This is a genomic window from Escherichia sp. E4742, assembly GCF_005843885.1.
Classification (GTDB): Bacteria; Pseudomonadota; Gammaproteobacteria; order Enterobacterales; family Enterobacteriaceae; genus Escherichia.
In genome coordinates this window covers 67,914-89,869 of sequence record NZ_CP040443.1, presented here as the reverse complement: position 1 = coordinate 89,869, position 21,956 = coordinate 67,914, and the positions used below count along the sequence as shown (strand labels likewise).

Genomic DNA, 21,956 nt, shown 5'->3' with positions numbered 1-21,956 from the left:
GTTAAGGATTAAATTTTATTTACAGTACTAAATTTAATTATTCTGGAGCGCGAAGCTGTTCCACACAATGCAGCAGAGCATCGGTCGCTTCTTTCACCGTAACGAGATCGCCATCGTCCAGTCCTGCAATTTTTGCGTTCCTGACAAACGCCGCGCAAAGGTCGTTAAACGCCCCAGCCCGCACATCCGCCAAGAAAGCGTTAGCAGCAGCCAATTCCTGGTAGTCAATCTTGCTCACTGGTTGCCCTCCTTCATAAAAATAATCCAGTGGGTCTTGTCACCCTTTCCTGTTCGTTGACCGATAACAGGCTTTCTGTCGGTCAGTGCCAATATCTGGCGAACAGGTATTTGTGTTTCATTCCATTTAAAAATCATAACGCCATGTGGCCACAACACACGAAAGGCTTCTTTAAATCCCTGCCGCAAATCATCACGCCAGGTATCTTTATTCAGCCGTCCATATTTCTTTCCCATCCAGGCTTTATCACCAACACGCTCAAGATGCGGAGGGTCGAATACAACAACCGGAAACGATGCGTCTGCAAATGGTAATGCTCGAAAATCTGCTATCAGGTCAGGACTGATAATCAGGCGTCGTCCATCACACAATGTGTGCTCTTCTTTTCTGATATCGCTAAATATCGCCCGGTCGTCATTCTTATCGAACCAGAACATGCGACTGCCACAGCACATGTCGAGGATTGTTGCATGTCCAGTCACTGGTTGCCTCCTTTGCGAAGCTGGGCGGCGAAATATACAGCTGCGGAAACAATAGCTGCATGTCGGTATTCACCATCAGAAAATAAAGAATCTCCCTTAAGTGCATTGACGATACTCTGATGATTTTTTGCCAGCATCTCCACGCCCTGCGCCCGTACTTCAGCCAGGAAAGCATCGGTGGCTGGAATGGGCTTTTGTGGTGATATAGCAATGCGAATTGTCTCAAGGTCCGGATCTGTTTCCGCTTTTGGCACCTTGATATACCCCAGTTGCACCCCTTTCATGATGAACCTGCGGCGGTCCTCACACATCACCTTCAGTCTCGCATTCTCCGCTGCCAGCGCCGCGCACTTGGCCTCTGCTTCAGCAAATTTACGCACCAGATATTCAGCGTTTGTTTCGTTAACCTTTAAATCACTTGGGATGCATTTACCTTTCAGAAATCCATCCATCTCAATTAGTGACATTTGTTTCATTTCTTCCCACTCCGCCACATCGCATTCAGATATTTGTTTTGATTCACTGATGGAACTTGCGACGGTTTGATTTAGGATTTCCATTACGATTCCCCCTGTTTCCGTAATTTAATTTTCTGCAATCGATTGGTGTGGGGCGCAGGTAACCATATATTTCTACTTGATATTTTGCTAGAGCATACGCATATTTTGCACCATCACATGTTGCATATGAGCCAAGGTGATGTAGTTTTCCATTAACACCTATGTATGCTCTCCATCCATAAGCACACCTTTCTGTGCCTATTTCAGTTCCTTTATTTCTACTTGTATTGCTATTGTTTTCCCTACTGGAGACATCTCGTAGGTTAATAAACCTGTTGTCAGCTTTATTTCTGTTGATGTGATCAATTACATTTACTGGCCATTTCCCGGTAACATATAACCAAGCTAGTCTGTGCGCTAAATACCATTTTTTATTAATATATATCCTTATGTATCCCATCGAGTGCGTACAGCCAGTTGGTTTGAAACCAATTATATCCCCATTATTTGATTTAATTATCTTCTTGAAAACCCCAGTTTCTTTATCGTAGTGAATGTTGCTAATGAGGTATTCATATGAAATGTCATTTTTTGACATAATCCTTCTTACTCCTCAAAATCATTTCAAGATATCTGTTGTCGTTAACAGAACCGAAACTATTTCTCTTAAGTAATTCCTCTCTTGATGGCATTGGCTTTACGCGTTGGCGAATAATCATTTCTGCCGGAAGAATGCCGGGATTGTATGCAAGTCCTCTCATGGTAAATTCCTCAGTCATTACTGATAGCGCCATAGCGTGAGCGGTAATTACGTAGGCGCGAGTCGATATATTCAGGGAAGTGGGTATATGTGGCTTTGCGGAATGGTCGGATTAATGTCTGGTAAATTCGCTCGCGTTCTTCTTTCTCTGCAAGCCATATACAATGGCGAAATTCCTTTTCCTCTTTCGTTTCCTGCGGTAGCGACATTATCAGGTCGTAGTTTTTTCTGAATTTATCCAGCACCTCCAATACGGAATTGCCGGAACAGCGGCGCGGGTCATCCGCACCATACAGAGGCGCTGGCATAATGGGAGCCTTATTTTCAATAATCAGAAAGGAGGGTAATCGTTCTGGCTGTAACCATAATCATCTGCATGATTCTGGCTTACGTTTTTAGAGCGATTGTCTTTATCTTTGAGGCTGGCAACCATGTTGGCGATAGTTTCTGGTTGCTTGCCTTCCGCCTTTTCTTTAAGGGTTTGACCTGTTTGTGCAATAAACGGGATGCGTATTTCCATCTGGTAGCTGTCTGCGCCAGTCTTTTTGTTTGTGGTTAATACTTTCTGGAGCACTAACCCGATTTTCTTTCCATGAAATTCAGGTGCAACAAATTTACTGGCGGAAACCATATGTTGCGTTAATTGCCCAATCCCGGCACACCCCATCATGGCGTGAACGACATTTGCGCCAAATTTGTTTTCCGTGCCGTCATTTTTCTGAACACAAACGCTAAGATATTGGATTTTACGTCCGTCGTCGGATTCTCCAGAAAACTCAATAAATTTGGCTCCTTTTTCTGATTGCTTTAGTTCTGCTTCAGTAATGGTAATAATATGAGCGCCAGTTTCATTAATAAAACCACCTTGTCCTGCGGTCAGTGCTGCTTCTTCGTTATAAGTAAAAATCACGTTGCTCATGCGGCGTTTTCCTTAATTTGATGAACATTATTGATGCCGTAGTAATCACAAACAGTGGCATCGACGAAAGAGAGATCGTTATCAATCTCATTGGAATCAAACATTCCCATTGGGGATTTAACAGTGTCTGCACCGTTGTTTTTCGTGGTGAAAAAGAACTGGTCATCGCGGGTAAGAGTGCGAAGAACTATAGTAAACATGCCTTCGACAGTGATTTTCTCGTCCAGCATTTTGCCGATAGTCTTCATTTTCACACGCCCCATAGGGGTTTCTTCGGTATGGGCAAGAAAATAGACTCTCAGGTCATCAGGCGCATCCTGTGCAGCCTTAATCACCTCCCATGCGTGGCGGCCTATCTCAGTAAATTTATCAAACGATTTTTCTTCTGAGCGGCGCATAAACTCATTGCTCATCACATACTGGAAGTCATCAACAATAACGATTCTTTTCCCGTATTCGTGAGCACGCTTAATTACGGCAACTATTACGTCCCATTTGTCAGTGGTAACTACGGTTCCTTTTTTTGCTCTGGCATCCCATGCAAGCCAGTCTTTTGATTTAAATGGTAGCGGCTTGCCTATTGGTTTTATAAGTATTGCTTCCTCGGGATTGATATTTCTCATGCTGGTTGATTTTCCGGTGCCAGACTCACCGAGTATTAATGTCGCAGTTCCCATAATTTGCCTCAGAATGGTAATTCGGATGGGGAGGAAAGAAACTCGCGCTCATTCATGCGCTCTCTTTGTGCCTGCCATAAACAAAGTTGTTTCTTTGATTTATCTCCCGCTTTACGCCAGTAACGAGCCTCAGCAATGTGATATTCTCTTTTTAATCGACTTAACTCTGGAGTTTTCGCCAGTTCTACCGGAATCATTTTGACCTCCATTTCCTGTAGGCTTCGACGGCCTCACGAAACATCTTTTCATCGCCAATAAAAGTGGCGATAGTGAATTTAGTCTGGATAGCCATAAGTGTTTTATCCATTTTTTGGAACTCCCGGCTGATTAAGTATGTCGATAAGGCGTTTCCATCCGTCACGTAATTTACGGGTGATTCGTTCAAGTAAAGATTCGGAAGGGCAGCCAGCAACAGGCCACCCTGCAATGACATATTGCATGGTGTGCTCCTTATTTATTTACACATAACGGAAATGCCTCGGGTGAAGCATTATTGGTATGCGGTAAAGCCGCTCTTGGCGGCTTATTTGAATACTTCTATGAAATCAAGAACTGATGATATTTCGTGGTTGAATGATTTTCTTCTATATCTTTCTATCGCAGAATCTACCTGGTGTTTATAGTCATCGTCGTTTGAGTATTTAACGAAGCATTCTATTGTCTCAGGCGTTACAGCTATGAGGCTCCACCAACCTTCATCAGATTGATATTCAAATCCCATGCTTTCAAGCCATCCAGCATATTTCCCTCCAGCATCTTGCCAGTGTGTCTTTTCTGCAAGGAAGCTGTTAACCGTCATATGTGCATCAAGGCATTTATCCAACTGTTTACCATTAAGTAGCCATGCGCTGACAGTTGCACATCCCAAATCAACCGATTTAGTAGAGATATTGAATTGGTCGTAATTATCTGGATTAACCAGAATATCTGTAATTTTCATAATTTCTCCGTCAAAAAAATTGCCCTCACACTGGAGGGCAAAGAAGATTTCCAATAATCAGAACAAGTCGGCTCCTGTTTAGTTACGAGCGACATTGCTCCGTGTATTCACTCGTTGGAATGAATACACAGTGCTTCTCTGTGCTAAATAATTAAGTCATATTCTGATTTGGTTGGTTTATAAGCACCTCCTCTGGTGTAATATGCAAATCTGTCTTTGCTTCCATCAGAATTGTATACCCATCCACCAAATGGAAAGATGGTGTCTATTTCTCCAATATCTTTTTCACAACTAAATGTCTTTCCATTTTTAGTTGAATATGACTTACCAACTGTCAACATCTTCGCTTCTGTTGTTTATGCCAAAATAATTTTAATCAGCAATAAACTCTTCTGGTAATTCATCAACCAGTTGATGCATTATTATCACCCATTTGCCATCATTCGTTTCGTATGCATATTTCCGGTCTTTTATCATCAGGTGTTCAGTTACTGCCTTAACTGCCTGTTCGGTTACATCTTCTTTTTTTCCTACCCACATTCCTTTTTCAGTGTTTAATGTTCCTTGAAAAATACGACCGCTTAATGGGCTTGCGCCCATAGTTTTTACTCTCATGTATCAGTCCTCAAATAAGTGGTTTGCTGCCTAATTTCATTTTCTGGCGACCGACACAGGTCACACCCATTTCACTGCGTGGCTTGCTGTAGTAAATACGGTTCTGTTTACGCTCGACTTCTTCTGCCTTCTTGCAGCGAAGGCTTCCGAGTGATATTGCTTTTTCAGAAAGGCTTAAACGCTTTCTTGGGGCCTCCTGAACAGGTTCCTCACTATCTGTGCCGAAGATAGAATCAATGATGTTACAGATAGCATCACGCTCAATAGCAAGCTTTCTGCGCCGCTCATGACGGCGAGTTTTGGCATTTCCTGCAAATGTTGATTTTCCGTACACGATTACCGTCATGATGTTTTCCTCATGTGAAATGGCTTTGGTGGTGATGCGCCAGATGCTGATCTTCTGGTTGCTGTCGTTGCAGCTGCAATTCACATCACCGCCAAACCCATCTCGTTTGGTATCTGTTTGCGCTTTGTCAGCGCCCCATCGAAGTTAAAGAGCATGCCAATCTGTTCCGTTTGGCTTCCAGCTTCCTGCTGATGGCGATAATAATGAACCAATAGTTCGACATTATCAAGAACTATTGGTACGAAATTTTTGTGGTTTATTAACTCTACGAAATATGATTTTGATATATAAGGAAATTTATTTTTGTAAATGTTGCGGATGAAGGTTATGCGGCAGGGATCAGAATTTCGTGGTTTAGCAAGTTGTATCTATCAATTTTTCAATAAATACAATTGGTTAATGTGTTATTAGGTGTGGGGAACGTGAGGCAAAGAAAACCCGGCGCTGAGGCCGGACTTTCTTATTTTTCTTTGTCGGATTTTGCTTCTAGAATTGCCTGTATTTTGAACAGGCTCGATGATGTTTCTTTGAAATTAGACTCCATCTTATCTTCGAGCCTGTCAATTCTTGCCGTGATTTCTGCTCGACTGGATTGGATGTTCCCAGTTAGCTCTTGTCTTGATGCATTAATCTTATCATTGATATTATTAGAAATTGTCCACGTTGCTCCTACAACAATGGAAAATATCCCAATAATGGCAGTGAAAATCCCTAGCCAAAACTCCCAACGTGACAGTGATTTTACGCTCATCTGTGACTCACCCTCTGCTGGTTGATCGCTTAACTTATGCGCAATAATAACCGGGATATCCTTACCAATGGTGCCTGGCTGATATGACGGAGTAGAGCGACCATTCCTGTGTGCTTCTATAACACCAAATTGCTCATATTTGTTATCATACTCCATTGGACGGAAGAAATCAGTCTTCTGATTTGTCATTTTCATCCACCATATCTATATCTTCTTTTTTTATATAATCCCCTGACTCAAGGTTTTCTTGGACTTTTTTATAATTAAAAAATGCCATGTATCCACAATTTCTGCATTGCATCAGGAGGACATCGTTGTTGTAACTTCTGAAGAAGAGATTTGATTTTTCAGGTCTTTTACTTGAAATAAGTGATCCTGGGATAGAACTTATTACATACCTATCCTCGTCTTCTGGAGGAAGCTTGTTTGGGGTGAAAAGCGTCCATGACTCTTCCATACACATTGGACAAATTTGTTCGCCGTTCAATGTGCTCAAATAATGAGCAAAGTCATCAAAATTAAGTACTTTAAACTCTTTATCGCTCATGATTTATTTCATCTTATATGGCTTGTTTATTATGTTTAAACGGTTTACCTACGCGTACCCATTGACCACTATTTCTAACTAGAAAACTCACTCTATGACTTTGATGTCAGGAATCTCTCAGCCACTCCCTTGCCTCGATGTCATCCAGATGGCGAGATTGCTTCAGAATACCAGCCACATACTCCACTTTGGCTACTTGATGATAAGGCAACGTTATTGGTCTGTGGTCCTGGTTGATGCTTGTAAATTGGTATTCTCCATCTCTGTCATAGCCAAGAACCTTGATCATGTTGTGTCCTTCGATGGTTCTGACAAACACCTCATCACCCGGGAATACTTTGGTGTTAGGCTCAATGAGTACATATTCTCCTGATTTTATTCTGGGCCACATGCTGTCTCCTTTCACACGAAGACCAAAGGCATCAGGATCATCGCTATAAATTTTGAGCCACCCATCGCGCTCTTCGGTCATCTCGATGGCACCATCAACACCAAGAATTGCCTCACCAACCACGCGCACTAACCCTTTTTTTAATTTGCCAACAAATGAAAGAGTATCTTCATCATTCGCTCCATTTAACGAAGTGCCGTGCTGAAGCCAAACAACATCAACGTTTAGAAATTTCGCAAGCGCATTCATTTTTTCCTGACGCGGTAAAGACTCAGCATTAAACCATTTGCTAACGCCTTTGGACGAAAGAGAAAGGGCACGGGCTATGGCCATCCCCCTACCATGTTCATCAAGACCAGCTTCTTTACAGGCTTGCGCTAGCCGCTGGGCGAATTCTTTGCGCACTTTTTCATTCTGAACCATGAGTACGATACTAAAGCACTTGCAAAAACTTTCAGTTCAATCATAATGCGTACTGAAAGTACGAAAAAGGATATTCCTATGCAAAATCTTGATGAGCCGATTAAAGGTGTCGGCATCCCTGAAGTTGCGAAGGCTTGTGGAGTTAGCGAAAGGGCTGTCTATAAGTGGCTCAAAAACGGCTTCCTCCCTAAGACTGAGTTTTTTGGGAAAACTAAATACGCATCAAAAATCGAAGAGATTTCTGGTGGCAAATATCAAGCAAGCGAAATGCTTGAAATAAGCAAAAAGAACCTTCTGGCTGCATAAGTAACACCGCTCTTTATCAATCTGCACCGCCGACAACGCGGTAACTAATTAAGCGCTCATCGAAAGATGGGTATTAGTGATTATTTACCTATGGAAATAGTAAGAAATGGAACAAACAAGCTGCAGCAAACTATCACAGCGCGACGTTGATCGCGCAGAAACAGATTTACTCATCAACCTGTCAACGCTTACCCAGCGCGGTCTGGCAAAGATGATTGGCTGTCATGAATCGAAGATAAGCAGAACGGACTGGAGATTTATTGCTTCGGTCTTGTGTGCTTTTGGAATGGCATCAGACATCAGTCCGATTAGCAGGGCTTTTAAGTATGCATTGGATGGACTCACCAATAAAAAACGCCCGGCGGCAACCGAGCGTTCTGATCAAATACAAATGGAATTTTAACAACATCCAACGAGGTAATTATATGCGAAACAAAGGCTTTAATCCACCTGATACACACAAAGAAGCTAAGCGTTTGCGCTTCCTTCGTTCCATTGATGAAAGAACTCAAATCTCTTTTGTGAAAGTTGCCAGAACTGAGCTTCTGAAGGCTGAGGCGAGGGCGTTGCTCCCGTCTCTACCAAAAGAGGAGGGATATACGTTCATTCCAAACGCATTTCTGGAAAAGCTTCTCAAAGAAGACATATCCGTAAGTCAGTTTAACGATGTTCTTAAGGTCTTTCGTCAAGGCAGGTAGTTATGAGCAATACAGCAAAAATCTACGATTTCAGCGCCGCACACGAGCGCAGGAGCAACAGGATGGAGAACCAGAAAACTGGTTACATTCCGTTGTACCGGAGCATTCTGAAACAGTCATGGGCGAAAGATGTTTATCTTCGCACCCTGTGGGAAAACCTTCTCCTGAATGCCGCCAGAAAGCCATACAAAGCGAATTTCAAAGGTCATGAATGGCATCTGCAACCCGGTCAACTGGTTGTGACAGCAGCTGATTTAGGTCTTCAGTTATGCGACAGGCATGGCAAGCCAGCAAGCCGTGATCAGGTTGAGCGGATGCTTCAGGTTTTTGTGAAAGAGGGGATGATCTCCATTGATGGAGAGAAGCAAAAAGGTCGTGTGATCACCATCACAAATTACCATGAATATGCTCAAAAAATGGACGATTCACCCGCACATGAAGCCGCACAAACAACCGCACATGAAGCCGCACATGACGAAGCCAGTAATGGCGCGGCTTTCAGGGCACATGCCGCACATGAAAGCGCACATGGAGCCGCACAAACAACCGCACATCATGAACAAGAAGGTATTAACAAGAATATAAATAATACCCCCCTACCCCCCAATGGGGGAGGCGATGGGCAGGTTAAACCTGAACGTCGCAAGGCAGAACGAATCGACTACGAATCCTTCCTGAACGCCTACAACACCGAAGTCGGTGACAGACTGCCACACGCTGTTGCGGTCAACGAGAAACGCAAACGCCGCCTGAAGAAAATCATCCCGCAACTGAAAACGCCAAATGTGGACGGTTTCAGAGCGTATGTCAGGGCGTTTGTGCATCAGGCAAAGCCGTTTTACTTCGGAGACAACGACACGGGCTGGACGGCAGATTTTGATTACCTGCTGAGGGAAGATTCGTTAACGGGAGTACGGGAAGGAAAGTTTGCAGACAGGGGGATTGCATGAAACAGGATATCGAAGCGAGCGTTATCGGTGGCCTGCTGATTGGTGGATTAACACCAACTGCCAGTGACGTTCTGGCAACGCTTGAGCCGGAAGCGTTTTCAATTCCGCTCTACCGGAAAGCCTTCGAGGTTATCCGGAAGCAGGCGCGAAACAGAAACCTAATCGACGCGCTGATGGTTGCCGAGGCGTGCGGAGAGGAGCATTTCACGTCAATCCTGATGACCAGCAAAAACTGCCCGAGTGCCGCAAACCTGAAGGGATATGCCGGAATGGTCGCGGATAACTATCACCGCCGTCTGGTGCTGGAAATCATGGATGAAATGCGTGAACCAATTCAGAGCGGAACCATCGACGCATCGAGTCAGGCGATGGATGAGTTTGTAAAGCGTCTTTCAGCCATCAGAAAGCCCCGTGACGAGGTTAAACCTGTACGGTTAGGGGAAATCATCACTGACTACACTGACACGCTTGACAGGCGTCTGAGGAACGGAGAAGAGTCAGATACCCTGAAGACCGGAATCGAAGAACTTGACGCCATCACCGGAGGGATGAACGCAGAAGACCTGGTGATTATCGCCGCTCGTCCTGGTATGGGGAAAACCGAACTGGCGCTGAAGATTGCCGAAGGCGTTGCAAGTCGTGTTATTCCTGGTTCTGACGTCCGGCGCGGAGTATTGATTTTCTCAATGGAAATGAGCGCATTGCAGATTGCAGAGCGAAGTATTGCCAACGCCGGGAGGATGTCGGTTAGCGTGCTGCGAAATCCTGCATCGATGGATGACGAAGGCTGGGCGCGTGTTGCTAACGGCATGAGTCAGCTTGCAGATTTGGATGTATGGGTAGTCGATGCCTCGCGGTTATCGGTCGAAGAAATTCGCTCAATCGCAGAGCGGCACAAACAGGAAAATCCAAACCTGTCACTCATCATGGCGGATTATCTTGGCCTGATTGAGAAGCCGAAAGCAGACCGCAACGACCTCGCAATTGCTCACATCTCCGGAAGCCTGAAGGCGATGGCGAAAGACCTGAAAACACCGGTTATCTCCCTGAGTCAGCTTTCGCGCGATGTTGAGAAGCGACCAAACAAACGTCCGACAAACGCAGATTTGCGTGATTCAGGAAGCATTGAGCAGGACGCAGACTCAATCATCATGCTCTATCGGGAAGCGGTATATGACGAGAACAGTAGCGCCGCGCCATTTGCTGAAATCATCGTGACGAAAAACCGTTTTGGCTCACTTGGTACGGTTTACCAGCGGTTCTGCAACGGACACTTTGTTGCATGTGACCAGGATGAAGCCAGACAGATTTGCACAGCATCAAATGCACCTGCTGCGCGTGGCAGACGATATGCACAAGGGGCTGACGTATGACCATCTACATCACTGAGCTAATAACAGGCCTGCTGGTAATCGCAGGCCTTTTTATTTGGGGGGGAGGGTAAATCGTGGCTGAGTTAATTTTCTCTGCATTGAGGATTCTCGGTGCTATGTGGATGGTGGCGACGTTCATTGTTGTTGCCAGCAGTTTTGTCCGGTTGGTAGGCGAAGGTAAAGACCTGGTGGGTGTGCTTTTCGGTAGCATTTTCCTGTGGGTGATTATCGGTGTTATGCCTGTCGCTGTAGCAAAAATGGCGTGGCGTTTTGTGAGTTGAACTGAGGGTAAGTATCGATGGACGAATCAAGAAAGCAGTTTGAAGAAAGTTGGTTGCGACGTGGAGGCGAATCCTCAGACCTTATCCGTTACCCTGAAAATCACCATGAAATTGGCAGTGGTGATATTGGTGGTCAATACGTGATGGACGATGTTCAAGGCCACTGGCAAACGTGGCAGGCATCGCGAGCAGCTATTGAACTGGATATTGACTGGCCCGAATCGAATGACGACTTTTGGAAAGATGGTGAAGAAGGTGCTTATGCGATGGGTTATGAGGATGGGAGAGACAAAACGGTAATTGCAGTAATGAAAGCTATCAGAGCCGCTGGAATTAAAGAGAAGAATTTCGATGAAGCAAACAATCTTCCTCCGAACTAAACAACAACAGCAAGCTGCAATAAATGCCATCCTCGCAACACCACTCGATAAAGACAAGCCAGTCACCATCCGCATTACTGACTACAAGCGCAACCTTGACCAGAACGCAAAATTTCACGCGATGCTGGCGGATATCGCACGTCAGGTTCAATGGTGCGATAAGTGGTTAAAACCAGAACAATGGAAGGTTTTGTTGATTAGCGGTCATGCAGTGGCAACAAAGCAGGAAGCTGATGTTTTGCCCGGCCTTGAAGGCGAATACGTCAACATTCGCGAAAGTAGCGCGCAGATGAGTGTGAAGCGTATGGCAAGTCTGATTGAGTACACGACAGCATGGGCTATTGGTCAGGGCGTCAGATTTACCGACAGGAGGTACGAATGAGACGACAGCGACGAAGTATCACCGACATAATCTGTGAAAACTGCAAATACCTTCCAACGAAACGCTCCAGAAATAAACGCAAGCCAATCCCAAAAGAATCTGACGTAAAAACCTTCAACTACACGGCTCACCTGTTGGATATCCGGTGGCTAAGACATCGTGCGAGGAAATGACAATGGATTATTCACAGTTAAGTGATTTTGAAATTAACAGACGAGTATGTGAGGCTTTAGATATGGAGGAGCATTTCTTCATACCTGATGACGAAGCAGACTTCGATTCTGAGATCCCCACTGACGAAAGAGGTCCTATTTGGCAGACGCAAAAAAGGGATATTAATGGCTTCCGTTCTTCAAACGGGAATTGCTTCAATCCTTGCAATAATCCTGAATACGCGTGGCCAATTATCACTGAAAGCAAAATCAGCACTATGTGGATGACAGCGGAAAAAGAATGGTGCGCATGGTCAGGAGGTGATTTAGAGGAAGGTTGTTGGGAATGGGAAAATATTCCTGGCTACTGCTTCTGTGGCGAATCGCCTCTCCGCGCCGCCATGATTGTCTTTCTCATGATGCAGGACGCTAATAATGCTTAGTCCATCCCAATCTCTTCAATACCAGAAAGAAAGCGTCGAGCGAGCTTTAACGTGCGCTAACTGCGGTCAGAAGCTGCATGTGCTGGAAGTTCACGTGTGCTCCGATTGCTGCGCAGAACTGATGAGCGATCCGAATAGCTCAATGTACGAGGAAGAAGACGATGGCTAAACCAGCGCGAAGACGATGTAAAAACGATGAATGTCGGGAATGGTTTCACCCTGCATTCGCTAATCAGTGGTGGTGCTCTCCAGAGTGTGGAACCAAGATAGCACTCGAACGACGAAGTAAAGAACGCAAAAAAGCGGAAAAAGCAGCAGAGAAGAAACGACGACGAGAGGAGCAGAAACAGAAAGATAAACTTAAGATTCGAAAACTCGCCTTAAAGCCCCGCAGTTACTGGATTAAACAAGCCCAACAAGCCGTAAACGCCTTCATCAGAGAAAGAGACCGCGACTTACCATGTATCTCGTGCGGAACGCTCACGTCTGCTCAGTGGGATGCCGGACATTACCGGACAACTGCTGCGGCACCTCAACTCCGATTTGATGAACGCAATATTCACAAGCAATGCGTGGTGTGCAACCAGCACAAAAGCGGAAATCTCGTTCCGTATCGCGTCGAACTGATTAGCCGCATCGGGCAGGAAGCAGTAGACGAAATCGAATCAAACCATAACCGCCATCGCTGGACTATCGAAGAGTGCAAGGCGATCAAGGCAGAGTACCAACAGAAACTCAAAGACCTGCGAAATAGCAGAAGTGAGGCCGCATGACGTTCTCAGTAAAAACCATTCCAGACATGCTCGTTGAAGCATACGGAAACCAGACAGAAGTAGCACGCAGACTGAAATGTAGTCGCGGTACGGTCAGAAAATACGTTGATGATAAAGACGGGAAAATGCACGCCATCGTCAACGACGTTCTCATGGTTCATCGCGGATGGAGTGAAAGAGATGCGCTATTACGAAAAAATTGATGGCAGCAAATACCGAAATATTTGGGTAGTTGGCGATCTGCACGGATGCTACACGAACCTGATGAAAAAACTGGAGACGATAGGATTCGACACCAAAAAAGACCTGCTTATCTCGGTTGGCGATTTGGTCGATCGCGGTACAGAGAACGTCGAATGCCTGGAATTAATCACATTCCCCTGGTTCAGAGCTGTACGTGGAAACCATGAGCAAATGATGATTGATGGCTTATCAGAGCGCGGAAACGTCAATCACTGGATGCTTAATGGCGGTGGCTGGTTCTTTAATCTCGATTACGACAAAGAAATTCTGGCTAAAGCTCTTGCCCATAAAGCAGATGAACTTCCGTTAATCATCGAACTGGTGAGCAAAGATAAAAAATATGTCATCTGCCACGCCGATTATCCTTGTGACGAATACGAGTTTGGAAAGCCAGTTGATCATCAGCAGGTAATCTGGAACCGCGAACGAATCAGCAACTCACAAGACGGGATCGTGAAAGAAATCAAAGGCGCGGACACGTTCATCTTTGGTCATACGCCAGCAGTGAAACCACTCAAGTTTGCCAACCAGATGTATATCGATACCGGCGCAGTGTTCTGCGGAAACCTCACATTGATTCAAGTACAGGGAGAAGGCGCATGAGACTCGAAAGCGTGGCTAAATTTCATTCGCCAAAAAGCCCGATGATGAGTGACTCACCACGGGCCACGGCTTCTGACTCTCTTTCTGGTACTGATGTGATGGCTGCTATGGGGATGGCGCAATCACAAGCCGGATTCGGAATGGCTGCATTCTGCGGTAAGCACGAACTCAGCCAGAACGACAAACAAAAGGCTATCAACTATCTGATGCAATTTGCACACAAGGTATCGGGGAAATACCGTGGTGTGGCAAAGCTTGAAGGAAATACTAAGGCAAAGGTACTGCAAGTGCTTGCAACATTCGCTTATGCGGATTATTGCCGTAGTGCCGCGACGCCGGGCGCAAGATGCAGAGATTGTCACGGTACAGGCCGTGCGGTTGATATAGCAAAAACAGAGCAGTGGGGGAGAGTTGTTGAGAAAGAATGCGGAAGATGCAAAGGCGTCGGCTATTCAAGGATGCCAGCAAGCGCCGCATATCGCGCTGTAACGATGCTAATCCCAAATCTTACTCAACCCACCTGGTCACGCACTGTTAAGCCACTGTATGACGCTCTGGTGGTGCAATGCCACAAGGAAGAGTCAATCGCAGACAACATTTTGAATGCGGTCACACGTTAGCAGCATGATTGCCACGGATGGCAACATATTAACGGCATGATATTGACTTTTTGAATAAGGTTGGGTAAATTTGACCCAACGATGGGTTAATTCGCTCGTTGTGGTAGTGAGATAAAAAGAGGTGGCGCTTACTACCGATTCCGCCTAGTTGGTCACTTCGACGTATCGTCTGGAACTCCAACCATCGCAGGCTGAGAGGTCTGCAAAATGCAATCCCGAAACAGTTCGCAGGTAATAGTTAGAGCCTGCATAACGGTTTCGGGATTTTTTATTTGGGTCAGTCGTATAAAGGTCATTACGGAAGGCTGTTAACCTTCTTATCGTGGTTCGAGTCCACGCTGTCCCGCCAAATATGCTGGTTTAGCTCCAGTGGTGGAGCAGTCGCCTTGTAAGCGAATGGGTAGCGGTTCAAGTCCGTTAACCAGCACCATAACTGAGCCGTAGCCACTGGCTATCCTGAATTCATCAGTGATAGTTACGCTGCGGCCTTCTTTTTTCCCCTTCCCAATATAAGAACTACGCAATCCGTTACTGGCGGAGGCGTTGCTATGAAATCAATGGACAAAATCTCAACTGGCATTGCCTACGGAACATCTGCTGGTAGTGCAGGATACTGGTTTTTGCAGTGGTTGGATCAGGTCAGTCCGTCACAGTGGGCTGCGATTGGAGTGCTTGGAAGCCTTGTGTTGGGTTTTCTCACTTATCTGACAAATCTGTATTTCAAAATCAGAGAAGACAGACGAAAGGCTGCGAGAGGTGAATAATGCCTCCATCATTACGAAAAGCCGTTGCTGCTGCTATTGGTGGCGGGGCTATTGCTATAGCATCTGTGTTAATCACTGGACCAAGTGGTAACGATGGTCTGGAAGGTGTCAGCTACATACCATACAAAGATATTGTTGGTGTATGGACTGTATGTTACGGGCATACAGGAAAAGACATCATTCCCGGTAAAACGTATACCGAAGCAGAATGCAAAGCCCTCCTGAATAAAGACCTTGCCACGGTCGCCAGACAAATTAACCCGTACATCAAAGTCGATATACCGGAAACAACGCGCGGCGCTCTTTATTCGTTCGTCTATAACGTGGGCGCAGGCAATTTCAGAACATCGACGCTTCTTCGCAAAATCAACCAGGGCGATATCAAGGGCGCATGTGACCAGCTACGTCGCTGGACATACGCTGGCGGTAAGCAATGGAAAGGGCTGATGACCCGTCGTGAGATTGAGCGTGAAGTCTGTTTGTGGGGGCAGCAATGAGCAGGTTAACCGCGATTATCTCCGCTCTGATTATCTGCATCATCGTCTGCCTGTCATGGGCTGTTAATCATTACCGTGATAACGCCATCGCCTATAAAGAGCAGCGCGACAAAGCCGCATCCATAATCGCTGACATGCAGAAGCGTCAACGTGACGTAGCAGAACTCGACGCCAGATACACAAAGGAGCTTGCTGATGCTAACGCGACTATCGAAAGTCTCCGTGCTGATGTTTCTGCTGGGCGTAAGCGCCTGCAAGTCGCCGCCACCTGTGCAAAGTCAACGACCGGAGCCAGCGGCATGGGCGATGGAGAAAGCCCAAGACTTACAGCAGATGCTGAACTCAATTATTACCGTCTCCGAAGTGGAATCGACAGGATAACCGCGCAGGTTAACTACCTGCAGGAGTACATCAGGACGCAGTGCTTAAAATAATTTTAATTTCACTGAAATTTAACAAGTGACTTTCAGGAAAATGCCTCGCAGATGCGGGGCATTTTTGTACCGGTATTTCACCGCGCACCGCAGCGCACAATAAACACCGAACCTGACCCTTTGGAATGGGCCTTTGAGGATACCAGTTAGTGCTGGCGAGCCTCGGTGGGCTGGTTTCCTGTGCGGCAAAGGTTCATTTCAAAGAGTAGGTACACGCTATGAAATCATTAACCCTCTTCAATCAACCAATTCGTATCGGTGAAGATGGCATGATCTGCCTCACTGATATGTGGAAAGCCAGTGGTAAAAGTGAATCTGAATCTCCGTACCACTACCTGCGAAACAAGCAGACCAAAGAGTTCTTAGCCGAGCTGGAGAAAAACCACGAATCTGTGGTTTTTACTGAGCGCGGTGTACACGGTGGAACATATGGCGGGAAGTTTGTTGCTTATGATTATGCAGCATGGCTAAACCCCGGATTTAAATATGCAGCCTATAAAGTCCTGGATGACTACTTCACCGGAGAACTTCAGCATCGCAACAGCTTAAGTGCGCAGCTCAACATGAAATGTCATGAGTTTGACCAGAAGAAAGACATGGCGAGCTTCTGCGGACAAGGGCTGGCGGCATGGCGCTATACGAAGCCAGTGTTGGTCGCTGAGATTAACTCCCTGGCTAACCAGCATGCAAAACAGCAGATCGCACTGGAGTCACAGAGAGCCCAGGAAGATATCAAAGTGGCTGTTGCGGATGATGATTGCGCTGTTCGTATCGTTCCTTCTGGCGCAGTTAAGCGGTTGCACGAATACGCGAACGGTATACGTATCGGTGCCGGTCGTTCCGTTACCAGCCAGTCTGACGGATGAAACACCCCAGCCAGATTTACCCGACCCGTTTACGTGGGGAGCCAGCATTAACCTGAATGTTGCGTTGTTGTCAGCGTTAGCACAGTGCAACAGGGATAAGGCTGATATCAGGACTTTTGAGAAAAACAGGGCAGCACAAACTAATGGCACGATTAAACGTTGAAGTTATCCCACCAGACAGCGAAACGATGAACGGGATTTTTGCAGAGATTGAACGTAAATATGCGCATCAGCCGATGACGCCAAAAGTTATCGATGAAATGCAACGCGAAGCGGCGCGCCTTGTACGGCGAGCGACAAACACGAAGGTTACGTTCGTTCGGGACTGACATTACAGAAGCTCCTTTGATAAGGGGCTTCGATAATGTCACTAAGAGGAAAAATTCATGGCAAAACCGGACTGGGAGGCCATCGAATCGGCATACCGGGCCGGAGTCCTTAGCCTCCGTGATATAGGCGAGAAATACGGCGTAACAGAAGGGGCTATCAGGAAGAGGGCTAAAAAGCTTGGTTGGGTACGCAGTGGCGGTACGCAGGTTTGCAAAAATGGTACGCAAAAAAGAAAAGTGCGTACCAGCAGAAAGCCTGCCATTACTGGCCTTACACAAAAAGGTACGCAACCAAAAACAGAAGCTACACCGGATACGAAACCGATACGCGGAATGCGTACCGATCCCCCGACTAACCCATTCCAACCCGGTAACCAGCAGGCATTAAAACACGGTGGTTATGCCCGTCGCCTTCTGCTCAAAGATGAGGTGATAGAGGACGCTAAAGCGTTGACGCTCGAGGACGAATTATTTCGCCTTCGTGCTAACAACCTTGTCGCTGCAGAGAATATTGGTCGGTGGCTGGTGTCGCTGGAAGATGCTAATGGGGACCAGGAAAGGAAGATGCTGATGGAAAATATCAGCGCCGCCGAGAAAGCAATGATGCGCAATACAGTTCGTATTGAGTCCATCGTTGGCACGCTTGCGACGGTAGGAAAAATATTTGCTGATACAGCCTACCGCAAGGCCGCCACTGATAAGGTGTCTCTGGAGGCTGATCGTCTTCGCCGTGATGCAGGTATTGATGATGGCAATGGAGAGCGTGACCTCAATGACTTCTACTCTGACATCCAAACCGACGCTTAATCCGGCTTTACGTAGTTTCTGGACTACGCGGGCACGTAACAAAGTGCTTTATGGTGGCCGGTCATCGTCAAAATCATGGGATGCCGCTGGCATTGCCATATTTCTGTCGAATAAATACACCCTGCGTTTTTGTTGTGCCCGTCAGATCCAGAATAAAATCGAAGAGTCGGTGTATACCCTGCTCAAAATTCAGATAGACAGGTTTGGCCTGCGGCACCGTTTCCGTATTCTGAACAACAAAATCATTAACCGGGTTACTGGCTCGGAATTTGTTTTTTATGGATTATGGCGCAACATCGAAGAAATTAAGTCACTGGAGGGGATCGATGTGTTGTGGCTGGAAGAAGCCCACGCACTGACGGAATACCAGTGGAAAATTCTGGAGCCAACGATCCGTAAAGAGGGTTCAGAATGCTGGTTCATATTCAACCCCGGACTTGTTACTGATTTTGTCTGGCGCAACTTTGTTGTTGATCCGCCCGAAGGCACTCTCATCCGCAAAATTAACTATGACGAAAATCCGTTTCTGTCTGACACCATGCTTAAGGTTATCGACGCGGCGCGACGCCGTGATCCGGATGGTTTTAAACATGTGTATGAGGGCGTTCCGGAGTCTGATGATGATGCGGCAATCATCAAACTGTCCTGGATAGAAGCCGCAGTGGATGCGCACAAAACGTTAAATTTCGAACCCAGTGGAAGAAAGCGTATTGGCTTTGACGTGGCTGACAGTGGTACAGATAAGTGCGCTAACGTTTACCGTCACGGATCCGTTGTTTTCTGGGCCGACGAATGGAAGGCCAAAGAAGATGAATTACTGAAGAGCTGCCAGCGTACTTATCAGGCGGCGCTGGAGCGTGAAGCAGATATTGTTTACGACTCTATCGGTGTTGGTGCGTCTGCCGGTGCTAAATTCTCTGAAATTAACGCTGACCGGAAGAGCGAGAATGCATACGCGAGACGTGTGAATTACCAGAGGTTTAACGCCGGTGCTGGTGTGCATGAGCCAGATGACGAATACAACGGCATCCCCAACAAAGACTTTTTCGCAAATCTTAAGGCTCAGGCATGGTGGCTGGTGGCTGACCGTTTCAGAAATACGTTTAACGCCATTAACAACGGAGAACAGTATCCTGTGGATGAGCTGATCAGCATAGATTCTCGTTGTCCGTTGCTTGAAAAGCTGAAACTGGAACTGACAACACCTCATCGCGATTTTGACCGTAACGGACGTGTGATGGTCGAAAGTAAAAAAGACCTCGCAAAACGCGAGATACCATCACCAAACGTTGCTGACGCATTCATTATGGCCTTCGCGCCAATTGATACATCGCTGGATATCTGGGAACAACTGGGGAGACAGGCCTGATGGCACGAAACAAACAAGCCCTGCGGCGAACTGCGCAGGCCACAGCTGATGGTTATGAGAATTTTATTGCCCGCGTAGGGATGCAGACACCTAACCAGCACTCAGCATCCACCTACCGGGCTAATTTCACCAGTCGTAACCGCATGCTGGTGGAATGGTCCTATCGTTCGTCCTGGATCATCGGCGAAGCAGTCGATGCTATCCCGGATGATATGACCCGCAAAGGCATTCGCATCACTTCGGAAATTGATGCAAAAGATCGTGGCATTCTCGAATCACAACTGGATGAGTTGCAAATCTGGGATGCGCTGAATGACGTGCTGAAATGGTCGCGCCTCTACGGCGGCGCGGTGGGTTTCATCATGATTGAGGGGCAGGCACCAATGACCCCGCTGCGACCCGAAACCATCGGTAAGGGCAAGTTTAAGGGGATTCTTCCGCTCGACCGCTGGATGATTGACCCGGTACTGACCCGCCGCATTAAAGATATGGGGCCGGACCTGGGTAAACCTGAGTTTTATGATGTGGTGACCACAGCAACGGGAATTCCTGCCTGGCGCATTCATCACAGTCGCCTGATTCGCTTTGATGGCGTCACGCTGCCATTTCAGCAGAAGATGACCGAGAACGAATGGGGAATGTCGGTTGTAGAGCGTATCTGGGATCGTCTTACCGCGTTCGACAGCGCTACTGTCGGTGCGGCGCAGCTGGTCTACAAGGCGCATTTGCGTACCTACAGCGTGGAGAAGCTACGCGAGCTTATCGCACTTGGTGGTCCTGCGTATGAAGCGTTGCTGAAGAATATTGACCTGATTCGACAGTTCCAGAGCAATGAAGGCATGACTCTCATGGACTCGCGGGATAAGTTTGAAACCCATCAGTACAGCTTCAGTGGTCTGGATGACATCCTTTCACAGTTTGCAGAACAGATTAGTGGCGCTGTTGGTATCCCACTGGTGCGGTTGTTCGGACAGTCCCCGAAGGGATTTTCTACCGGCGATGCAGACCTTGCCAACTATTACGACCGGGTAAGTTCGTTGCAGGAGAGGCGTTTACGTCTTCCGGTGCGGCGGATACTGGACATCATGCATCGTTCGGAACTTGGCAAGCCGCTCCCGGATGATTTTACATTTGAGTTTAACCCGCTCTGGCAAATGTCTGATGTCGATCGTTCAACGGTGGCATTAAATACCACCAACGCAATCAGTACAGCGCTGGGTGATGGTCTGATGACACTGAAAGCTGCTATGACTGATTTGCGCGAAAATTCTGACGTAACCGGCATCGGGGCATCCATTACCGACGAGGACATCGAGAATGCCGAAGACGAAGCGCCGCCCGGCATCGGCGAACCTGATGACGAACCGCAGGAACCGTCAGGCGGAAATCCGCTATCGAACCAGCCTACGCAGGATAGCGCGGGCGGTCGGGGACATCGTAAATGGTCGCTACGATGGTTCAAATGACAGTATCACGGAAATTATTGAGGCGCTGGAACGCTACAGTGAAATCATCACCCCCTGGGCGACAAAGGTCGCGGAAAACTTTACCGCCGACATTGTGCGCAAGAATGATGAGCAGTGGCGTAAACACAGCAAAACCATCAGCCGTGAGCTACGCAATCTGGTAAACAGTGCCCCTCCAGGGCAGGTGATGCAATCCATCATCGCCGAACAGGTCAAGTACATCAAATCGCTACCCCTCGAGGCGGCTGACAGGGTGTACGACATCCAGAATCGGGCGATAGAAGCTGTTGTTACCGGTGGGAGAGCGGAACATTTTGCTAAAGAAATAGCCGCATCGGGTGATATAGCAAAGTCCAGAGCTGACCTGATTGCCCGTACTGAACTTGGACGTGCAACCGGCGCGCTGGATCAGGCGCGTGCGCTGTCAATTGGTTCGAATGGTTATATCTGGCGTACAGCCGAAGATGGTGACGTCAGGCATTCTCATCAGGAAATGGAAGGTAAATTTGTCGAATGGGGCAAACCTCCAACGCTTGATGGCATGACAGGTCATGCTGGCGAGCTCCCGAATTGTCGCTGTTATAAAGAAATCGTTTTTCCCACCTCCCAATCTTATCCCGCCTGAATCGCA

Annotated in this window: 42 protein-coding genes, 2 tRNA genes and 1 pseudogene; 27 read left to right on the top strand and 18 right to left on the bottom strand. The window is 46.9% G+C overall.

Annotated features, from left to right (window positions below; genetic code table 11):
* Positions 1 to 37: 37 nt before the first annotated feature.
* The 18 genes from FEM44_RS00575 to FEM44_RS00485 all read right to left on the bottom strand — a co-directional run bounded on the left by FEM44_RS00575 (position 38) and on the right by FEM44_RS00485 (position 7,589).
* A complete protein-coding gene (locus FEM44_RS00575) occupies positions 38 to 238 on the bottom strand; it encodes a hypothetical protein (protein WP_135522238.1) in 201 nt (66 codons plus the stop codon).
* Complete coding sequence (locus FEM44_RS00570) at positions 235 to 720, bottom strand: class I SAM-dependent methyltransferase (protein ID WP_135522237.1); 486 nt, start codon at positions 718 to 720, stop codon at positions 235 to 237. The genes FEM44_RS00575 and FEM44_RS00570 overlap by 4 nt, the downstream gene beginning before the upstream one ends.
* A complete protein-coding gene (locus FEM44_RS00565) occupies positions 717 to 1,196 on the bottom strand; it encodes a hypothetical protein (protein WP_135522284.1) in 480 nt (159 codons plus the stop codon). The genes FEM44_RS00570 and FEM44_RS00565 overlap by 4 nt, the downstream gene beginning before the upstream one ends.
* 43 nt (positions 1,197 to 1,239) lie before the next feature.
* Positions 1,240 to 1,818, bottom strand: a complete 579-nt coding sequence (locus FEM44_RS00560) for an HNH endonuclease signature motif containing protein (RefSeq protein WP_077150696.1) — start codon at positions 1,816 to 1,818, stop codon at positions 1,240 to 1,242.
* A complete protein-coding gene (locus FEM44_RS00555; RefSeq protein ID WP_001614322.1) occupies positions 1,805 to 1,981 on the bottom strand; it encodes a DUF2737 family protein in 177 nt (58 codons plus the stop codon). Before FEM44_RS00555 ends, FEM44_RS00560 begins: the two co-directional genes overlap by 14 nt.
* A 10-nt stretch (positions 1,982 to 1,991) precedes the next feature.
* Positions 1,992 to 2,288, bottom strand: a complete 297-nt coding sequence (locus tag FEM44_RS00550) for a phage anti-RecBCD protein (protein ID WP_135522236.1) — start codon at positions 2,286 to 2,288, stop codon at positions 1,992 to 1,994.
* Between the two features lie 23 nt (positions 2,289 to 2,311).
* Positions 2,312 to 2,899: a hypothetical protein gene (locus FEM44_RS00545; protein WP_001535902.1), complete on the bottom strand. Its 588-nt coding sequence runs from the start codon at positions 2,897 to 2,899 to the stop codon at positions 2,312 to 2,314.
* Entirely contained in the window at positions 2,896 to 3,576 is a 681-nt protein-coding gene (locus tag FEM44_RS00540) for an ATP-binding protein (RefSeq protein WP_000536247.1), read from the bottom strand. The genes FEM44_RS00545 and FEM44_RS00540 overlap by 4 nt, the downstream gene beginning before the upstream one ends.
* Before the next feature lie 8 nt (positions 3,577 to 3,584).
* Positions 3,585 to 3,773, bottom strand: a complete 189-nt coding sequence (locus FEM44_RS00535) for a hypothetical protein (protein ID WP_000613346.1) — start codon at positions 3,771 to 3,773, stop codon at positions 3,585 to 3,587.
* Positions 3,770 to 3,883: a host cell division inhibitory peptide Kil gene (gene kil, locus FEM44_RS00530; RefSeq protein ID WP_000361831.1), complete on the bottom strand. Its 114-nt coding sequence runs from the start codon at positions 3,881 to 3,883 to the stop codon at positions 3,770 to 3,772. The genes FEM44_RS00535 and kil overlap by 4 nt, the downstream gene beginning before the upstream one ends.
* Positions 3,876 to 4,016, bottom strand: a complete 141-nt coding sequence (locus tag FEM44_RS00525; protein WP_135522235.1) for a protease FtsH-inhibitory lysogeny factor CIII — start codon at positions 4,014 to 4,016, stop codon at positions 3,876 to 3,878. Before FEM44_RS00525 ends, kil begins: the two co-directional genes overlap by 8 nt.
* 83 nt (positions 4,017 to 4,099) lie before the next feature.
* On the bottom strand, positions 4,100 to 4,516 hold the full coding sequence (locus FEM44_RS00520) for a hypothetical protein (RefSeq protein WP_135522283.1): 417 nt from the start codon (positions 4,514 to 4,516) through the stop codon (positions 4,100 to 4,102).
* Positions 4,517 to 4,659: 143 nt separating this feature from the next.
* On the bottom strand, positions 4,660 to 4,857 hold the full coding sequence (locus FEM44_RS00515; protein WP_135522234.1) for a hypothetical protein: 198 nt from the start codon (positions 4,855 to 4,857) through the stop codon (positions 4,660 to 4,662).
* Positions 4,858 to 4,888: 31 nt separating this feature from the next.
* Positions 4,889 to 5,131 carry a DUF7446 family protein gene (locus FEM44_RS00510; RefSeq protein WP_135522233.1) on the bottom strand — a complete coding sequence of 81 codons (243 nt, stop codon included), beginning with the start codon at positions 5,129 to 5,131 and terminating at the stop codon, positions 4,889 to 4,891.
* Between the two features lie 10 nt (positions 5,132 to 5,141).
* Positions 5,142 to 5,477, bottom strand: a complete 336-nt coding sequence (locus FEM44_RS00505) for a transcriptional antitermination N peptide (RefSeq protein ID WP_045903726.1) — start codon at positions 5,475 to 5,477, stop codon at positions 5,142 to 5,144.
* A gap of 460 nt (positions 5,478 to 5,937) precedes the next feature.
* Positions 5,938 to 6,417 (bottom strand): hypothetical protein, encoded by a 480-nt coding sequence (locus FEM44_RS00495; RefSeq protein WP_135522232.1) that lies wholly within the window; start codon positions 6,415 to 6,417, stop codon positions 5,938 to 5,940.
* Entirely contained in the window at positions 6,398 to 6,775 is a 378-nt protein-coding gene (locus FEM44_RS00490; RefSeq protein ID WP_138158830.1) for a hypothetical protein, read from the bottom strand. Before FEM44_RS00490 ends, FEM44_RS00495 begins: the two co-directional genes overlap by 20 nt.
* A 106-nt stretch (positions 6,776 to 6,881) precedes the next feature.
* Entirely contained in the window at positions 6,882 to 7,589 is a 708-nt protein-coding gene (locus tag FEM44_RS00485; RefSeq protein WP_097310436.1) for a S24 family peptidase, read from the bottom strand.
* A 78-nt stretch (positions 7,590 to 7,667) separates the two neighbouring features.
* On the opposite strand from FEM44_RS00485, the gene FEM44_RS00480 reads away from it, so the two are divergent.
* From FEM44_RS00480 to FEM44_RS00350, 27 genes and pseudogenes are all read left to right on the top strand, one after another.
* Positions 7,668 to 7,895, top strand: coding sequence for a helix-turn-helix transcriptional regulator (locus FEM44_RS00480; RefSeq protein ID WP_001180318.1), 228 nt, complete (start codon positions 7,668 to 7,670; stop codon positions 7,893 to 7,895).
* Between the two features lie 106 nt (positions 7,896 to 8,001).
* A complete protein-coding gene (locus FEM44_RS00475; protein ID WP_138158828.1) occupies positions 8,002 to 8,298 on the top strand; it encodes a CII family transcriptional regulator in 297 nt (98 codons plus the stop codon).
* 22 nt (positions 8,299 to 8,320) lie between these two features.
* Positions 8,321 to 8,593, top strand: coding sequence for a hypothetical protein (locus tag FEM44_RS00470; protein WP_001244621.1), 273 nt, complete (start codon positions 8,321 to 8,323; stop codon positions 8,591 to 8,593).
* 62 nt (positions 8,594 to 8,655) lie between these two features.
* The gene (locus FEM44_RS00465; protein WP_171022594.1) at positions 8,656 to 9,543 is read left to right on the top strand and encodes a replication protein; all 888 of its coding nucleotides are present in this window, start codon (positions 8,656 to 8,658) and stop codon (positions 9,541 to 9,543) included.
* Positions 9,540 to 10,916, top strand: coding sequence for a replicative DNA helicase (locus FEM44_RS00460; protein WP_135522228.1), 1,377 nt, complete (start codon positions 9,540 to 9,542; stop codon positions 10,914 to 10,916). The genes FEM44_RS00465 and FEM44_RS00460 overlap by 4 nt, the downstream gene beginning before the upstream one ends.
* A 74-nt stretch (positions 10,917 to 10,990) precedes the next feature.
* Positions 10,991 to 11,197: a hypothetical protein gene (locus FEM44_RS00455; RefSeq protein ID WP_016042226.1), complete on the top strand. Its 207-nt coding sequence runs from the start codon at positions 10,991 to 10,993 to the stop codon at positions 11,195 to 11,197.
* Between the two features lie 17 nt (positions 11,198 to 11,214).
* Positions 11,215 to 11,577, top strand: a complete 363-nt coding sequence (locus FEM44_RS00450) for a hypothetical protein (protein WP_000344554.1) — start codon at positions 11,215 to 11,217, stop codon at positions 11,575 to 11,577.
* The gene (locus FEM44_RS00445) at positions 11,549 to 11,959 is read left to right on the top strand and encodes a recombination protein NinB (RefSeq protein WP_000814611.1); all 411 of its coding nucleotides are present in this window, start codon (positions 11,549 to 11,551) and stop codon (positions 11,957 to 11,959) included. Before FEM44_RS00450 ends, FEM44_RS00445 begins: the two co-directional genes overlap by 29 nt.
* Positions 11,956 to 12,132, top strand: coding sequence for a NinE family protein (locus tag FEM44_RS00440; protein WP_063278236.1), 177 nt, complete (start codon positions 11,956 to 11,958; stop codon positions 12,130 to 12,132). Before FEM44_RS00445 ends, FEM44_RS00440 begins: the two co-directional genes overlap by 4 nt.
* Positions 12,129 to 12,554, top strand: a complete 426-nt coding sequence (locus tag FEM44_RS00435) for a phage protein NinX family protein (RefSeq protein WP_094304619.1) — start codon at positions 12,129 to 12,131, stop codon at positions 12,552 to 12,554. The genes FEM44_RS00440 and FEM44_RS00435 overlap by 4 nt, the downstream gene beginning before the upstream one ends.
* A complete protein-coding gene (locus FEM44_RS00430) occupies positions 12,547 to 12,723 on the top strand; it encodes a protein NinF (RefSeq protein WP_000950975.1) in 177 nt (58 codons plus the stop codon). The genes FEM44_RS00435 and FEM44_RS00430 overlap by 8 nt, the downstream gene beginning before the upstream one ends.
* Positions 12,716 to 13,327, top strand: coding sequence for a recombination protein NinG (locus FEM44_RS00425; protein WP_089079317.1), 612 nt, complete (start codon positions 12,716 to 12,718; stop codon positions 13,325 to 13,327). Before FEM44_RS00430 ends, FEM44_RS00425 begins: the two co-directional genes overlap by 8 nt.
* Entirely contained in the window at positions 13,324 to 13,530 is a 207-nt protein-coding gene (locus FEM44_RS00420; protein WP_000144614.1) for a phage NinH family protein, read from the top strand. The genes FEM44_RS00425 and FEM44_RS00420 overlap by 4 nt, the downstream gene beginning before the upstream one ends.
* Positions 13,508 to 14,173, top strand: coding sequence for a serine/threonine protein phosphatase (locus tag FEM44_RS00415; RefSeq protein ID WP_001271134.1), 666 nt, complete (start codon positions 13,508 to 13,510; stop codon positions 14,171 to 14,173). Before FEM44_RS00420 ends, FEM44_RS00415 begins: the two co-directional genes overlap by 23 nt.
* Positions 14,170 to 14,793 carry an antitermination protein gene (locus tag FEM44_RS00410; protein WP_001235461.1) on the top strand — a complete coding sequence of 208 codons (624 nt, stop codon included), beginning with the start codon at positions 14,170 to 14,172 and terminating at the stop codon, positions 14,791 to 14,793. Before FEM44_RS00415 ends, FEM44_RS00410 begins: the two co-directional genes overlap by 4 nt.
* Before the next feature lie 274 nt (positions 14,794 to 15,067).
* A tRNA-Asn gene (locus FEM44_RS00400) sits at positions 15,068 to 15,142 on the top strand.
* A 5-nt stretch (positions 15,143 to 15,147) separates the two neighbouring features.
* Positions 15,148 to 15,223 (top strand) — tRNA-Thr (locus tag FEM44_RS00395).
* Between the two features lie 118 nt (positions 15,224 to 15,341).
* Positions 15,342 to 15,557 (top strand): class II holin family protein, encoded by a 216-nt coding sequence (locus FEM44_RS00390; protein ID WP_000839574.1) that lies wholly within the window; start codon positions 15,342 to 15,344, stop codon positions 15,555 to 15,557.
* Positions 15,557 to 16,054, top strand: coding sequence for a lysozyme RrrD (gene rrrD, locus FEM44_RS00385; RefSeq protein ID WP_135522227.1), 498 nt, complete (start codon positions 15,557 to 15,559; stop codon positions 16,052 to 16,054). The genes FEM44_RS00390 and rrrD overlap by 1 nt, the downstream gene beginning before the upstream one ends.
* Positions 16,051 to 16,488: a lysis protein gene (locus FEM44_RS00380; protein ID WP_135522226.1), complete on the top strand. Its 438-nt coding sequence runs from the start codon at positions 16,051 to 16,053 to the stop codon at positions 16,486 to 16,488. The genes rrrD and FEM44_RS00380 overlap by 4 nt, the downstream gene beginning before the upstream one ends.
* Positions 16,489 to 16,706: 218 nt before the next feature.
* Positions 16,707 to 17,171, top strand: a pseudogene (locus FEM44_RS00375) (KilA-N domain-containing protein); the annotation flags it as partial.
* Position 17,172: 1 nt separating this feature from the next.
* On the top strand, positions 17,173 to 17,517 hold the full coding sequence (gene lysC, locus FEM44_RS25385) for an Rz1-like lysis system protein LysC (protein ID WP_441006618.1): 345 nt from the start codon (positions 17,173 to 17,175) through the stop codon (positions 17,515 to 17,517).
* On the top strand, positions 17,498 to 17,683 hold the full coding sequence (locus FEM44_RS00370; RefSeq protein ID WP_000113283.1) for a hypothetical protein: 186 nt from the start codon (positions 17,498 to 17,500) through the stop codon (positions 17,681 to 17,683). The genes lysC and FEM44_RS00370 overlap by 20 nt, the downstream gene beginning before the upstream one ends.
* A 57-nt stretch (positions 17,684 to 17,740) precedes the next feature.
* A complete protein-coding gene (locus tag FEM44_RS00365; RefSeq protein ID WP_001118115.1) occupies positions 17,741 to 18,490 on the top strand; it encodes a hypothetical protein in 750 nt (249 codons plus the stop codon).
* Positions 18,456 to 19,859 (top strand): PBSX family phage terminase large subunit, encoded by a 1,404-nt coding sequence (locus FEM44_RS00360; RefSeq protein WP_000204763.1) that lies wholly within the window; start codon positions 18,456 to 18,458, stop codon positions 19,857 to 19,859. The genes FEM44_RS00365 and FEM44_RS00360 overlap by 35 nt, the downstream gene beginning before the upstream one ends.
* On the top strand, positions 19,859 to 21,325 hold the full coding sequence (locus tag FEM44_RS00355; RefSeq protein ID WP_044190124.1) for a DUF1073 domain-containing protein: 1,467 nt from the start codon (positions 19,859 to 19,861) through the stop codon (positions 21,323 to 21,325). Before FEM44_RS00360 ends, FEM44_RS00355 begins: the two co-directional genes overlap by 1 nt.
* Positions 21,216 to 21,950: a phage head morphogenesis protein gene (locus FEM44_RS00350; RefSeq protein WP_138159237.1), complete on the top strand. Its 735-nt coding sequence runs from the start codon at positions 21,216 to 21,218 to the stop codon at positions 21,948 to 21,950. The genes FEM44_RS00355 and FEM44_RS00350 overlap by 110 nt, the downstream gene beginning before the upstream one ends.
* The last annotated feature ends 6 nt before the right edge of the window (positions 21,951 to 21,956 follow it).

Excerpts from the sequence above, each read along its gene's own strand:
- FEM44_RS00360 (WP_000204763.1), top strand. The coding sequence starts at position 18,456 with ATGACTTCTACTCTGACATCCAAACCGACGCTTAATCCGGCTTTACGT.
- FEM44_RS00510 (WP_135522233.1), bottom strand. The coding sequence starts at position 5,131 with ATGAGAGTAAAAACTATGGGCGCAAGCCCATTAAGCGGTCGTATTTTT.
- FEM44_RS00350 (WP_138159237.1), top strand. The coding sequence starts at position 21,216 with ATGACGAACCGCAGGAACCGTCAGGCGGAAATCCGCTATCGAACCAGC.
- FEM44_RS00550 (WP_135522236.1), bottom strand. The coding sequence starts at position 2,288 with ATGCCAGCGCCTCTGTATGGTGCGGATGACCCGCGCCGCTGTTCCGGC.
- FEM44_RS00560 (WP_077150696.1), bottom strand. The coding sequence starts at position 1,818 with ATGTCAAAAAATGACATTTCATATGAATACCTCATTAGCAACATTCAC.
- FEM44_RS00420 (WP_000144614.1), top strand. The coding sequence starts at position 13,324 with ATGACGTTCTCAGTAAAAACCATTCCAGACATGCTCGTTGAAGCATAC.
- FEM44_RS00520 (WP_135522283.1), bottom strand. The coding sequence starts at position 4,516 with ATGAAAATTACAGATATTCTGGTTAATCCAGATAATTACGACCAATTC.
- FEM44_RS00445 (WP_000814611.1), top strand. The coding sequence starts at position 11,549 with ATGAAGCAAACAATCTTCCTCCGAACTAAACAACAACAGCAAGCTGCA.
- FEM44_RS00430 (WP_000950975.1), top strand. The coding sequence starts at position 12,547 with ATGCTTAGTCCATCCCAATCTCTTCAATACCAGAAAGAAAGCGTCGAG.
- FEM44_RS00545 (WP_001535902.1), bottom strand. The coding sequence starts at position 2,899 with ATGAGCAACGTGATTTTTACTTATAACGAAGAAGCAGCACTGACCGCA.
- FEM44_RS00425 (WP_089079317.1), top strand. The coding sequence starts at position 12,716 with ATGGCTAAACCAGCGCGAAGACGATGTAAAAACGATGAATGTCGGGAA.
- FEM44_RS00480 (WP_001180318.1), top strand. The coding sequence starts at position 7,668 with ATGCAAAATCTTGATGAGCCGATTAAAGGTGTCGGCATCCCTGAAGTT.
- FEM44_RS00525 (WP_135522235.1), bottom strand. The coding sequence starts at position 4,016 with ATGCAATATGTCATTGCAGGGTGGCCTGTTGCTGGCTGCCCTTCCGAA.
- FEM44_RS00475 (WP_138158828.1), top strand. The coding sequence starts at position 8,002 with ATGGAACAAACAAGCTGCAGCAAACTATCACAGCGCGACGTTGATCGC.
- FEM44_RS00355 (WP_044190124.1), top strand. The coding sequence starts at position 19,859 with ATGGCACGAAACAAACAAGCCCTGCGGCGAACTGCGCAGGCCACAGCT.
- FEM44_RS00555 (WP_001614322.1), bottom strand. The coding sequence starts at position 1,981 with ATGAGAGGACTTGCATACAATCCCGGCATTCTTCCGGCAGAAATGATT.
- FEM44_RS00540 (WP_000536247.1), bottom strand. The coding sequence starts at position 3,576 with ATGGGAACTGCGACATTAATACTCGGTGAGTCTGGCACCGGAAAATCA.
- lysC (WP_441006618.1), top strand. The coding sequence starts at position 17,173 with ATGCAAAACAGCAGATCGCACTGGAGTCACAGAGAGCCCAGGAAGATA.
- FEM44_RS00515 (WP_135522234.1), bottom strand. The coding sequence starts at position 4,857 with ATGTTGACAGTTGGTAAGTCATATTCAACTAAAAATGGAAAGACATTT.
- FEM44_RS00435 (WP_094304619.1), top strand. The coding sequence starts at position 12,129 with ATGACAATGGATTATTCACAGTTAAGTGATTTTGAAATTAACAGACGA.
- FEM44_RS00485 (WP_097310436.1), bottom strand. The coding sequence starts at position 7,589 with ATGGTTCAGAATGAAAAAGTGCGCAAAGAATTCGCCCAGCGGCTAGCG.
- FEM44_RS00535 (WP_000613346.1), bottom strand. The coding sequence starts at position 3,773 with ATGATTCCGGTAGAACTGGCGAAAACTCCAGAGTTAAGTCGATTAAAA.
- FEM44_RS00370 (WP_000113283.1), top strand. The coding sequence starts at position 17,498 with ATGGCACGATTAAACGTTGAAGTTATCCCACCAGACAGCGAAACGATG.
- FEM44_RS00450 (WP_000344554.1), top strand. The coding sequence starts at position 11,215 with ATGGACGAATCAAGAAAGCAGTTTGAAGAAAGTTGGTTGCGACGTGGA.
- FEM44_RS00440 (WP_063278236.1), top strand. The coding sequence starts at position 11,956 with ATGAGACGACAGCGACGAAGTATCACCGACATAATCTGTGAAAACTGC.
- FEM44_RS00465 (WP_171022594.1), top strand. The coding sequence starts at position 8,656 with ATGGAGAACCAGAAAACTGGTTACATTCCGTTGTACCGGAGCATTCTG.
- FEM44_RS00470 (WP_001244621.1), top strand. The coding sequence starts at position 8,321 with ATGCGAAACAAAGGCTTTAATCCACCTGATACACACAAAGAAGCTAAG.
- FEM44_RS00390 (WP_000839574.1), top strand. The coding sequence starts at position 15,342 with ATGAAATCAATGGACAAAATCTCAACTGGCATTGCCTACGGAACATCT.
- FEM44_RS00490 (WP_138158830.1), bottom strand. The coding sequence starts at position 6,775 with ATGAGCGATAAAGAGTTTAAAGTACTTAATTTTGATGACTTTGCTCAT.
- kil (WP_000361831.1), bottom strand. The coding sequence starts at position 3,883 with ATGGATAAAACACTTATGGCTATCCAGACTAAATTCACTATCGCCACT.
- FEM44_RS00460 (WP_135522228.1), top strand. The coding sequence starts at position 9,540 with ATGAAACAGGATATCGAAGCGAGCGTTATCGGTGGCCTGCTGATTGGT.
- FEM44_RS00415 (WP_001271134.1), top strand. The coding sequence starts at position 13,508 with ATGCGCTATTACGAAAAAATTGATGGCAGCAAATACCGAAATATTTGG.
- FEM44_RS00505 (WP_045903726.1), bottom strand. The coding sequence starts at position 5,477 with ATGACGGTAATCGTGTACGGAAAATCAACATTTGCAGGAAATGCCAAA.
- FEM44_RS00380 (WP_135522226.1), top strand. The coding sequence starts at position 16,051 with ATGAGCAGGTTAACCGCGATTATCTCCGCTCTGATTATCTGCATCATC.
- FEM44_RS00365 (WP_001118115.1), top strand. The coding sequence starts at position 17,741 with ATGGCAAAACCGGACTGGGAGGCCATCGAATCGGCATACCGGGCCGGA.
- FEM44_RS00565 (WP_135522284.1), bottom strand. The coding sequence starts at position 1,196 with ATGAAACAAATGTCACTAATTGAGATGGATGGATTTCTGAAAGGTAAA.
- FEM44_RS00410 (WP_001235461.1), top strand. The coding sequence starts at position 14,170 with ATGAGACTCGAAAGCGTGGCTAAATTTCATTCGCCAAAAAGCCCGATG.
- FEM44_RS00495 (WP_135522232.1), bottom strand. The coding sequence starts at position 6,417 with ATGACAAATCAGAAGACTGATTTCTTCCGTCCAATGGAGTATGATAAC.
- rrrD (WP_135522227.1), top strand. The coding sequence starts at position 15,557 with ATGCCTCCATCATTACGAAAAGCCGTTGCTGCTGCTATTGGTGGCGGG.